Source organism: Yersinia sp. LJYL362 (assembly GCF_048323875.1).
Map to the genome: position 1 here is coordinate 1 of NZ_JBLWEX010000132.1, position 11258 is coordinate 11258.

Consider the following 11258-nt stretch of genomic DNA (forward strand, 5'->3'; position numbering starts at 1 on the left):
TGGGCGGGTCAAATTAGGACTATTTACCTACTAAATGAATTACAGGCAATTATACTAGATTCTATTGATGAAGAAACCAGTTCTCAATATTAATTCCAAATTTAAATCAAAATGGCGTTTTTTATTCTAATCACAAATGGAATGAGCTGACGCCTAATATTAATATAATACCTATACTGAGTAAGGTAAGTTTAATTCAGTATGGATTTGTACTTAGCCAACGTGAGGAAAATAATTATGATGATCAATAAAAGATTTGCGACTGCCGCATTGGCACTAACGCTGGCCCTATCACTATCCGCATGTTCCAACATGTCCAAACGTGACCGTAATACCGCAATTGGTGCCGGTGCTGGTGCTGTCGGCGGCGCAGTATTGACTGGCAGTACTTTAGGGACGCTAGGCGGTGCTGCTATTGGTGGGGTTATTGGCCATCAAGTTGGCAAATAAACTTATCCTTCGTTCTTGAAACTGTAGCGTTGTTGGCGGCTCTCATGCACCCGAATCACTGACATAAGTCAGCTCATCGGGATTTATTCGTTTGCCGCCTAGCTACAGTCTCAATTACTTTGGATATTTTGTTTTATTTTTGAAACGTTAGCGATAACAAAGTTGACTGACGGGGAAATGTGCCGAATGGGTCATAGCAGCGTAAGCTGCCGGAGCGCCCATCGGGGCAGTCACCCCGTCAAACTCCACTCAATAAAGCAAAGTGTTATAATTTCTCTCACCCACCCGCCAGCTTAACTTTCATCCCTTTGGCTTCGAGCAGTTGCTTAAGAAGATCACGTTTATCTCCTTGAATTTCAATGATGCCGTCTTTAATCGAGCCACCGCAACCGCACTTCTTCTTCAATTCTGCTGCCAGTTTCTCTAGCATCTCATCACTGCCATCAATACCGGTAATCAAACACACGCCCTTGCCTTTGCGGCCACTGGTTTGACGCTGGATGCGAACAATACCATCGCCTTTAGGCCGCTGCGGTTTGACCTCGGGTTCAGTGATACGCCCGGTATCGGTTGAATAGACCAAGCGGCTATTATCATGACTCATTATGCCCCCTTAACCAGAGAGGCCAGAATGTCGGTTAAGGTTTTTTCTGGGTCAGGAGATTGGGTGATCGGACGCCCTATCACCATATAATCCACACCTGCCGCTACAGCTTGTTCAGGTGTCATAATACGGCGCTGATCGCCAGCATCACTGCCCTCCGGGCGAATCCCCGGTGTCACCAGTTTGAAATCCTCACCACACACCTGCTTTAAGCGCACCGCTTCATGGGCAGAACACACTACGCCATCTAAACCGCAATCCCAGGTTAATTTTGCCAACCGCTCTGCATGTTCGGCTGGGGTGATATTAATGCCAATATCACGTAGATCCTCACCATCCATGCTGGTTAGCACCGTCACAGCAATCAGTAATGGTGCTTGTTGGCCAAAGGGCAATAACGCTTCTTTTGCTGCGGTCATCATGCGCATGCCCCCAGAGGCATGGACATTTACCATCCACACACCCAGTTCCGCCGCCGCCGCAACCGCACGGGCGGTAGTGTTAGGAATATCGTGGAATTTCAAATCCAGAAAGACCTCAAAGCCGCGCTGATGCAGGTCTCGAACAAGTTGGGGGCCATATAAAGTAAACATCTCTTTGCCTACTTTTAATCGGCAATCTCGTGGGTTAACACGATCAGCAAAAGCTAACGCCGCGTCTTTATTGGCATAATCCAGTGCAACAACGATCGGGGAAGATATTGAGCCACTGTTATTAGTTTTAGTTGCAGACGTCATTTTCAAGCCTTTTTCAGTCAGTTAGTCATGATAACAGCGACATTCTACAGGGTGTGTCACTGAAATTACAGCAGTCGACAGTGTGAGTTTAGCCGCCCTTTGTCAGGCTTTTTCTGGTTACGTAGATTTATGCAAAAGTAGGCGTACTTCTTATACCCGCAGTTAAGTAAAAAAGTTTCAAGAAACGTAAAATGTCATTCGAATTTTTTGATGATAAAAATCAATTTTTTGTGATTTTATTTAAACAAGCCTGCGCTATGATGCACTCCATCGCAAGACATTGATTGTCTATATCATGATTTAAATAATAATTTGTTATTTAAATGGTAAATATGTAACTGGAGTTCTACATGAAAAATATTAAATATATTATCCCTGCGTTGGCCCTTTCTTTCGCATCATTTGCCAGTGTTGCTGCCACACAAATCCAGCACGCACCAGCAACAGGCTTGAATGAGATTGGTACCGTTGCCGCCAGCAATGCCGGTACATTAACTGAATTAGAAAACGCTCTGGCGAAAAAAGCAGATGAAGCCGGCGCAACCTCATACCTGATCACCTCTGCAACCGGCAATAACAAATTGCACGGTACGGCGGTCATTTACCGCTAAGAGATAAAGGGGAAAGGTGGTTTCAGCACTTTTCCCCGAAAGTGACATTTTGTTCCCCAGAATATAAATAAACTCAACTTTCCCCAGCGTCGTATTCCGTTTTGTGCGCTGGGAGGTTGAGGATCAGATGTGTGATTATCCCCCCCACCAGCCCCCAGAATGCGGAACCGACCCCCAACAGCGTCACGCCGGAAGCCGTTATCAAAAACGTGATAATCGCTGCATCACGCTGACGTTCATTTTCCAGCGCACGATACAAACTACCCGCAATGGTGCCAAGCAAGGCCAGACCGGCAATAGTGTGGATAAGTGCGACCGGTAGTGCGGTAAACACCATACCGATTGATCCACCAAACACACCAGCGATCAGATAGAAGAACCCAGCAGCAACCGCCGCCATATAACGTTTTTTCGGATCAGGATGGATATCTTGCCCCATGCAGATCGCCGCTGTAATCGCCGCGATACAGATGGTAAAACCACCAAATGGTGCTAAAACCAGTGCGGTCAGTGCTGTCCATGAAATCAGGGGGGAAACAGGTAGATTGTAACCATGCGCTTTCAGCGTAGCGATGCCCGGCGCATTTTGTGAGGCCATTGTCACCACGAAAAACGGAATACCGATGCCGAGGAGAGTTGAGATTGTGAAGTGCGGCATGACAAAGACCGGAGTGGCAAAAATCAACGTCTGGCCGTGCAGCGCAATATTGCCCTGTAATCCGGCCACCATCAGCCCGGCGGCCAGTGCCAGAACAATCGCATAACGCGAAAGCATTCGTTTTGCCAGCAGATACACCAGACACATGGTGCCAGCTAGCGCGAAATTACTTTGTAACGAGGTAAAAGCGTCCAACCCAAAGCGCAACAAAATCCCGCCTAACATCGCCGCCGACAGTGCCTGAGGAATATATTGCATCAATCTGGCGAATAAGCCGGTCACGCCACACAGCAAAATAAGCCCGGTGGCAAACACAAACACCCCAATAGCTTCGTTGACCGATGTACCAGGCAAACTGGTCACCAGCAATGCAGCACCCGGTGTTGACCAGGCAGTGACTACTGGCGTGCGGTAATAGAGCGATAAACCTATGCTAGTCACCCCCATTCCCAACCCAAGCATACTCAGCCAGCCACCGATTTGTGCCACACTGGCACCTGCGGCTTCCGCGGCCTGAAAAATTATTGCCGCTGAGCTGGTATAGCCGACCAGAACAGCTACAAAGCCGGCGATAACCGCAGAAAAAGTTAAATCTTGCAAACGGAAACGCGATGCCATCGGGGAAAATCCTTCTGATTATCGAACGCGAGCGGTATGCTGTCGTGCGTTATAACGCATATTTATTGTGCTCAATATATCATCGTGCGTTATAACGCACAATCGTGTTCGATAAAGAATGGTATTCGATGAAGAATTGTATTCAATCAAAAGTACCGCTACAGGAGTCAAGATGAAGGAACTCGCCCACCATATTGGCAGCCAACTGAAAAACGTTCGCCGCGAACGAGGCTGGAGTTTGAGCCAGACGGCGGAGCAAACCGGCGTCAGTAAAGCGATGCTGGGGCAAATTGAACGCGGCGAATCTAGCCCAACAGTGGCGACACTGTGGAAAATCGCCAGTGGTCTGAACGTCTCTTTCTCACAATTTCTTGAAACACCGCCGGCGCAGTCTGCTGCGTTGCACCGTCATGGCTTACTCACCACATTCAATAGCGAAACGTCGGGAATGCGCGTCGTACCCCTGTTTCCTTATGACGCGACACTGCGCATGGATATGTTTGTTATCGACCTCGAACCGGGTGGATGCAGTGAGTCAACGCCACACGAAGCTGGCGTGATTGAGCATGTAATTGTCATTGAAGGGGAACTGATACTCACCGTCGATGGTGTGACCCGAACGCTGACCACCGGTGAGGCACTACGATTTGCAGCTGATTGCCCGCACGGCTATCGCAATGAAAGTGCCCATTCTGTGCGCTTCCACGACTTGATACATTATCCACACACTCGCCCATAAGCCTTCATTTATTCCCAGCGTAACGGGTCTTAGGCATCGGTTACGCCAAATCATAATCCCCATCACTTCCGATCGCCTAACCTGCTGCGCATTGTCTATTTCTTAAATTGCTCAATGTGAATTTTTTGTGACAATTGTGTTATCCCCTAGACAGTTTCGCTTCCCTCGCTTAGCTTGGTATTTTCCCCTAAGTTGAAGGTTATATGATGAGCGAAATATCTACCTTAACCATTAAAATCCCTCTGGAATTAAAAGAGAAAATTAAAGCTGCCGCCTTAGAAAAACAGTTTTCTCTCAGCACCGAAGTCTGCGAAAGATTAGAAAAAAGTTTTGAGGTTGATGTTAAAAACGCTAAGAGCAGCCGCAAAGATGCCAAATTGCATCACAGCGAGATTGATAACCAAGGCGTGGAAGAAATTTCAGAACAGCCGTTGAGCCAGAAAGAATTGAAGAAACTGCGCCAATTGCTAAAAGCACCACAGAAGAAAAAATAGATCATAAATTACTGTCGGGTGATTCAATTCACCCGATCTTACTGAATAACCTGCACTTATTGACCATCCAACCCTCTAATAGGCTTAACAGACGCCCAGGCACGGCAAGACGGGCAATGCCAATAGAGCGAGTGAGCGGTAAAACCACACTTGTGGCAGCGATAACGCGGTTTGGTGCGGATTTGCTCACCGACCATATCGCGCAACAACAGTAAACTCTCTTTCGCCCGCCCTTCTTCGGCATCTGCCAGGTGATAGTCCATCAACCGATAGAACACGCGCATGGTTGGATGGCGTTGCAATTGGCGATTAATATAGGTTTGCGCCACATCCCGGCCTTCATGCTGTTCAAGAATTTCCGCCAACATTAACTCAGCCGTCGCGCCAGTATTATCTTCAACACAGCGTTTCAGGAAATTAGCCCAGGCTTCCGGTTGTTGTAGGTGTTGATAGCATTCACTCAGCATCGGCAATGCTTCGCTGACCACTTCTTTATCTTGCTCCAACACGCGCTCCAGCGCTTCAACACCCTTCGCATACTCACCCTTGGCCAGATGCACCCGACCTTGCATGATGGACACCCTGGCGCACTGTTTGTCTGCTGAGGCTGCTTTCTTCAACAGGCTCATTGCTTTGTCGAGATCATCACTGCCCATCGCTTGCAGCGCCAATTCGCAATAAAAATGAGCAATTTCCAATCGCTGATTCTCTTTACCCATCTTGACCAGTTTGTCTGCCACTTCGATGGCATTGTTCCAATCACTGGTCGCCTGATGGATAACTAATAACTGCTGTAATGCGCCAAGCCGGAAATCTTGCTCCTCAACCAATTGGTTGAACATATCCTCCGCCCTGTCATATAACCCCGCAGCCATGTAATCACGGCCCAACTGCTGGACGGCCAGCAACCGTTGTTCAAAGGTCAGAGAGGCACTCTCCATCAAGGCTTGATGGATGCGGATAGCCCGGTCAACTTCACCGCGGGAGCGGAACAAATTGCCTAACGTCAGATGTGCTTCAACTGTTGAACTGTCTTCTTTCAGCATTTCAAGAAACAGATCAACCGCTTTGTCTTGCTGGTTTGAGAGAAGGAAGTTAACCCCAGCCACATATTCACGCGACAGGCGGTTAGCATCCTGCTGCTTATCCTGCTGAGCACTTCTACGCCCCATATACCAACCATAGGCAGCAGCGACCGGTAACAGCAGAAACAGCATTTCTAACATAGAAAATTATTCCTTGCCGACGGCAGGTGTGGATGCAGTCGCACTGGGTTCAATCGGTAACTCTTGCTGCGATTCAAGGCGTTTAATTTTCCGCTCTGCACGCCCCAATAAAATTCGAACTCGCAGATAAAAAAGTCCACAAATAATCCATCCCAGAACCAAACCGGCGGCAAACAGCGTCGCCAACAAGGTAGATACCCGATATTCGCCCTGAGCCAATAAATAATTGAAGGTAACGACCTGATCGTTATTTGCTCCGAGCGTGACTGATATCACGAAAATGACGAGCACTAACAAAAAAATCAGCAAATATTTCACGTTTTTTCCTAAAGGCCGAATCAACCTGATGAATTATGCCAAAAATGTGGCGTCCTTACTTAACAAATTAGCACTTCCTTACCCCGCAAAGAAACCCTGCACCAAGATAAAGCGCCGAACGGATGCTCAATAGAGATTATTTTAAGCAACTTAATCGCGAATGATTAATTGCAAATAAGAATCAATCGTCTATTTTTAGTCATGCTCACGCTTTTCAATCTCTTGCAGTTCTTGCGGTGGAATATTCAACGGGCCGAACCACCGCTGCACTAAACTGCATACCATCGCAACTAACAAACCGCTAATTATCGTGGCCGCCATTAAATCGCCTGGCCAATGCATACCTAATACCAGGCGGCTCATCATGACGCCCTGCGCCCAAAGCATCAGTAAAATAACCGTTTTATAATGTCGACGGGGCCATAACAACCCGACGGCCAATAATGCCCAACTGGCGGCAAAAACCGTGTGGCCGGAAGGAAAGGCAAAACCCGTCTCAAACTGCCAGTGACTGCTCAGCCACGATGGGATCGCGGATTGATTCTGTAATTGTTGTTTAATCAACTTACTACGTTCAGCACGCGGTAAAGAATAGAAAAAATGGTTATCGATATGATGCTCAGCTTCGAGCCACACCACAAATGGCCGTGGCTCCTGTACCTGTTCTTTAATCAGCGATTTCAATCCCTGCCCCACAACAATCACCATACTGAGTATAACCAACAGCCCGATAGCCGGTTTGAGCCGAAAACGCAGACACCACAAAAACCAGCCACCGAGTAATACGCTGGTGACGATGCCCCACGGCGCGGTCACCGTCTCTGTTACCCAAAACAGCCCTTTTAACCAGCGTTCACCGCCACCCGGCTGCCACTGCCAACCCGAGAGCCAAATGACAAAGGTTGGCAGCAGTAAAATAAGTGATCCCAGAGTAATACGTTTTGTTATATTCCACATCTGTTGCCCTTTCTTTCTGGCAATATCCACAACATATTACCTGTGGTGATAGCACGATTTATATAAGTGCCATATCTATCTAATATAAGTATCTCTACCTATTGATAACATACACAAATTTTTATCATTTCTAAAATAAGTCTTAGATAGACATTCTCACTAACCTTATTGCTGCTTTGTTGAACAGCAGCATGTGAAAAGTTATGGCAATATAGCTAATAATGATCGCAGAAAATTTTTATTTAACCTTATGCCCTAAAACCAAAAGGGTGTAGCAGGCATTCACGATAGGGTATGCGATAACCTATCTAAGGGTATAAAGTTATAATATGAACAGCAAGATGCAGCTAAAACGTGTAGCAGAAGCCAAATTACCGACCCCTTGGGGTGACTTCCTGATGGTAGGTTTCGAAGAGTTAGCCACCGGCCATGACCATTTGGCATTGATTTTTGGTGATATTAGCACCGATGAACCCGTGCTCTCCCGTGTTCACTCTGAGTGTCTGACGGGCGATGCCCTCTTTAGTCTGCGTTGCGATTGTGGTTTCCAGCTAGAAGCTGCGCTGGCACATATTGCTGAAGAAGGCCGTGGTGTACTGATTTATCATCGTCAGGAAGGCCGTAATATTGGTTTACTGAATAAAATCCGCGCTTATGCTTTGCAAGACTTAGGTGCCGACACAGTTGAAGCTAATCATCAACTTGGTTTCGCTGCCGATGAACGCGATTTCACGCTGTGTTCTGATATGTATAAGCTATTGGGTATTAAGGCCGTGCGTTTGCTGACCAATAACCCGAAGAAGGTCGAAATTCTCTCCGAGGCCGGGATCAATATCGTCGAACGCGTTCCGCTGATTGTTGGACAAAATCCTAAGAACGAGCACTATATGGCGACCAAAGCCGCCAAGATGGGCCATTTATTGACCAAGTAATGGTCTGGCCCTTCAGATTGCTAACAACGTCAAATGAAGGGGGATCGTGCCATTGGGGCCGCTCTTTGTTTCAAATACAAGTGCGTAAGCCATCGAAATGCCCCCAGGCGCGGTAACCCCTTCACTCAACTGAATCGTGACACTGTCACGCAACTATCAGTTTATTACAACATTTTGCGGATCACATAATGCAGGATGCCGCCATTTTCGAAATAAACCAATTCATTGCCTGTATCAATACGACAGCGGGTATCAACCTTTTGTTGCCGCCCATCTCCATAAGTAATGGTGACAGGGACAGTTTGCCCCGGAGCCAAACTCTGTAACCCACTGACACTAATAGATTCATCCCCAGTCAGGCCCAATGTTTTACGATTGACACCTTGCGGAAACTCCAGCGGCAGAATTCCCATTCCGATTAAATTAGAGCGATGAATACGTTCGAATGATTCCGCGATAACAACGCGCACTCCCAACAACCTCGGCCCCTTAGCTGCCCAGTCACGGCTAGAGCCTGAACCATATTCCTTACCGGCAATCACTGCTAGCGGCACATTCTCTTGCTGATAACGCATCGCCGCATCATAGATAGCCATTTGATTTTGAGATGGAATATGGCGAGTGATCCCCCCCTCAATACCGGGCACCATTTCATTGCGAATACGAATATTGGCAAAGGTTCCGCGCATCATCACTTCATGATTACCGCGACGAGAACCGTAGGAGTTAAACTCTTTAATCTCCACGCCACGATCACGTAGATAGCGGCCTGCCGGGCTGTCCAGCTTGATATTCCCCGCCGGTGAAATGTGATCGGTGGTGACGGAATCAGCCAAAATAGCCAGAATACGGGCGTGATGGATATCCTGCACCGGTTCCGGTAATGCTTTCATATCACTGAAGAAAGGCGGCAAACGAATGTAGGTGGAATCACTCTGCCAATCATAAGTTGGCGTGCTATCGACTTGAATGCCCTGCCACTCTTCATCACCATCAAACACCGCAGAATACTCTTTGCGGAACATGTCTGTTTTCACTTCTTCAACCGCTTTGGCGATTTCAAGGCCGGTCGGCCAGATATCTTTCAGATAGACCGGATTACCCTGAGGATCGTTGCCCAACGAATCTTGCGTCAAATTGACATTCATGTTCCCCGCCAAGGCATAAGCAACCACCAGCGGTGGCGAGGCCAGCCAGTTGGTTTTGACCAAAGGATGAATACGCCCTTCAAAGTTGCGGTTGCCGGAAAGCACAGCCCCCACGGTTAAATCACCCTCTTTGATGGCTTTTTCTATTGGTTCTGGCAATGGGCCAGAGTTACCTATACATGTGGTGCAACCATAGCCCACCAGATTAAAGCCCAAATTATCCAGATAAGCGGTTAAACCGGCTGACTTAAGATATTCAGTGACGACTTTCGAGCCGGGAGCTAATGACGTTTTCACCCAAGGCTTGGTTTTAAGCCCTTTTTCTGCGGCTTTTTTGGCCAGTAAACCGGCCGCCATCAATACGCTGGGGTTGGAGGTATTAGTGCAGGAGGTAATGGCCGCGATAACCACTGCGCCATGTTTCAACTCGTGGGTTTTGCCGTCTAGAGTGAAGGAAACATGACTCACCTTGTCTTTTTTGCTATTAACTTCCAGTTCTTCAAAAGCATTAAATGCTAAAGGTACTTTCGGTAAGGCAACTCTGTCTTGCGGGCGTTTAGGCCCCGCCAGACTGGATTCTACCGTACCAAGATCAAGTGATAACTGGCTGGTAAACACCGGTTCATCCCCCGGATGACGCCATAACCCTTGAGCTTTGCTGTAGGTTTCCACCAGCGCTATCTGTTCATCACTACGGCCACTTAAACGCATATAACCCAAAGTGACATCATCAACCGGGAAGAAGCCGCAGGTGGCACCATATTCCGGTGCCATATTGGCAATAGTGGCGCGATCCGCCAGGGGTAAATCCGCCAGACCATCACCGTAAAACTCGACAAACTTACCCACCACGCCATGTTTTCTTAGCATCTGCGTCACTGTCAGCACTAAGTCGGTAGCGGTGATCCCTTCCCGCATCTTGCCGGTCATTTTGAAACCGACGACGTCAGGGATAAGCATGGATACCGGCTGACCCAACATCGCAGCTTCAGCTTCAATACCGCCCACGCCCCAGCCCAGGATCCCCAGACCGTTAATCATGGTGGTGTGAGAGTCGGTTCCTACCAAAGTATCCGGGTAAGCCACCTCCTTGCCGCCCTGCTGCTCATGCCAGACGGTTTGCCCCAGATACTCCAAATTTACCTGATGGCAAATCCCGGTGCCCGGCGGCACAACGCGAAAACGGCTAAACGCTTTTTGCCCCCAGCGCAGGAAGATATAGCGCTCGTGGTTACGTTCCATTTCCAGGCGGACGTTTTCACCAAATGCCGCTTTATCACCAAACTCATCAACGGTGACCGAGTGGTCGATCACTAAATCAACCGGTGATAACGGGTTAACCTGTGCCACATCACCGCCAAGACGTTGCACCGCTTCGCGCATCGCGGCCAAATCCACTACCGCCGGAACACCGGTAAAATCTTGCATTAAGACACGGGCAGGTCGATAAGCGATCTCTTTGTCAGCATGGCCGGTCTGTTGCCACGCCACAATGGCTTTAAGGTCATCCTCTTGAACCTGCTCACCGTCCAAATGGCGTAGCAAATTTTCTAACAATACTTTCAGTGATTTAGGTAATCGGTCGATATCCCCCAGCACTGCCGCCAATTGCGGCAGGCTGTAATAGTGATATTCGTGATTGAGGGCGACCAACCTGGCCATACTCGTTTTTCGCAAATCCAACGACATAGCGCCTCCATTGTTTCTTATAGTGTTCTAAGCCACATTCATCATCACAAGGCTATTCCCTTGAAATTATGAGGTCT

12 protein-coding genes are annotated in these 11258 nt (G+C 48.0%); 5 read left to right on the forward strand and 7 right to left on the reverse strand.

From position 1 onward, the window contains the following. Nucleotides 1-234 precede the first annotated feature (234 nt). Entirely contained in the window at nt 235-450 is a 216-nt protein-coding gene (gene osmB, locus ACNSO8_RS05990; protein WP_026017843.1) for an osmotically-inducible lipoprotein OsmB, read from the forward strand. Nucleotides 451-727: 277 nt separating this feature from the next. On the opposite strand, the gene yciH is transcribed toward osmB, so the two are convergent. Next, the gene (gene yciH / locus ACNSO8_RS05995) at nt 728-1054 is read right to left on the reverse strand and encodes a stress response translation initiation inhibitor YciH (protein ID WP_019079480.1); all 327 of its coding nucleotides are present in this window, start codon (nt 1052-1054) and stop codon (nt 728-730) included. Next, complete coding sequence (gene pyrF, locus ACNSO8_RS06000) at nt 1054-1791, reverse strand: orotidine-5'-phosphate decarboxylase (RefSeq protein ID WP_046050894.1); 738 nt, start codon at nt 1789-1791, stop codon at nt 1054-1056. The genes yciH and pyrF overlap by 1 nt, the downstream gene beginning before the upstream one ends. 350 nt (nt 1792-2141) lie before the next feature. On the opposite strand from pyrF, the gene bhsA reads away from it, so the two are divergent. Beyond that, the gene (gene bhsA / locus ACNSO8_RS06005) at nt 2142-2402 is read left to right on the forward strand and encodes a multiple stress resistance protein BhsA (RefSeq protein ID WP_011816266.1); all 261 of its coding nucleotides are present in this window, start codon (nt 2142-2144) and stop codon (nt 2400-2402) included. Nucleotides 2403-2475: 73 nt separating this feature from the next. On the opposite strand, the gene ACNSO8_RS06010 is transcribed toward bhsA, so the two are convergent. Further along, nucleotides 2476-3678 carry a benzoate/H(+) symporter BenE family transporter gene (locus tag ACNSO8_RS06010; RefSeq protein ID WP_057620574.1) on the reverse strand — a complete coding sequence of 401 codons (1203 nt, stop codon included), beginning with the start codon at nt 3676-3678 and terminating at the stop codon, nt 2476-2478. A gap of 172 nt (nt 3679-3850) precedes the next feature. On the opposite strand from ACNSO8_RS06010, the gene ACNSO8_RS06015 reads away from it, so the two are divergent. Continuing rightward, nucleotides 3851-4417, forward strand: coding sequence for a helix-turn-helix domain-containing protein (locus ACNSO8_RS06015; RefSeq protein WP_019079485.1), 567 nt, complete (start codon nt 3851-3853; stop codon nt 4415-4417). 206 nt (nt 4418-4623) lie between these two features. Next, nucleotides 4624-4911 carry a hypothetical protein gene (locus tag ACNSO8_RS06020; RefSeq protein ID WP_019079486.1) on the forward strand — a complete coding sequence of 96 codons (288 nt, stop codon included), beginning with the start codon at nt 4624-4626 and terminating at the stop codon, nt 4909-4911. Between the two features lie 56 nt (nt 4912-4967). Here the strand turns inward: ACNSO8_RS06020 and lapB are convergent, their stop codons facing one another. From lapB to pgpB, 3 genes are all read right to left on the reverse strand, one after another. Beyond that, nucleotides 4968-6137: a lipopolysaccharide assembly protein LapB gene (gene lapB / locus ACNSO8_RS06025; RefSeq protein ID WP_057631225.1), complete on the reverse strand. Its 1170-nt coding sequence runs from the start codon at nt 6135-6137 to the stop codon at nt 4968-4970. A 6-nt stretch (nt 6138-6143) separates the two neighbouring features. Further along, nucleotides 6144-6455 carry a LapA family protein gene (locus ACNSO8_RS06030; protein ID WP_005165840.1) on the reverse strand — a complete coding sequence of 104 codons (312 nt, stop codon included), beginning with the start codon at nt 6453-6455 and terminating at the stop codon, nt 6144-6146. 195 nt (nt 6456-6650) lie between these two features. Further along, on the reverse strand, nt 6651-7412 hold the full coding sequence (gene pgpB / locus ACNSO8_RS06035) for a phosphatidylglycerophosphatase B (RefSeq protein WP_057631236.1): 762 nt from the start codon (nt 7410-7412) through the stop codon (nt 6651-6653). A 341-nt stretch (nt 7413-7753) separates the two neighbouring features. On the opposite strand from pgpB, the gene ribA reads away from it, so the two are divergent. After that, nucleotides 7754-8344: a GTP cyclohydrolase II gene (gene ribA / locus ACNSO8_RS06040; RefSeq protein ID WP_005165846.1), complete on the forward strand. Its 591-nt coding sequence runs from the start codon at nt 7754-7756 to the stop codon at nt 8342-8344. A 164-nt stretch (nt 8345-8508) separates the two neighbouring features. Here the strand turns inward: ribA and acnA are convergent, their stop codons facing one another. Continuing rightward, entirely contained in the window at nt 8509-11181 is a 2673-nt protein-coding gene (gene acnA / locus ACNSO8_RS06045) for an aconitate hydratase AcnA (protein WP_050160092.1), read from the reverse strand. Nucleotides 11182-11258 lie beyond the last annotated feature (77 nt).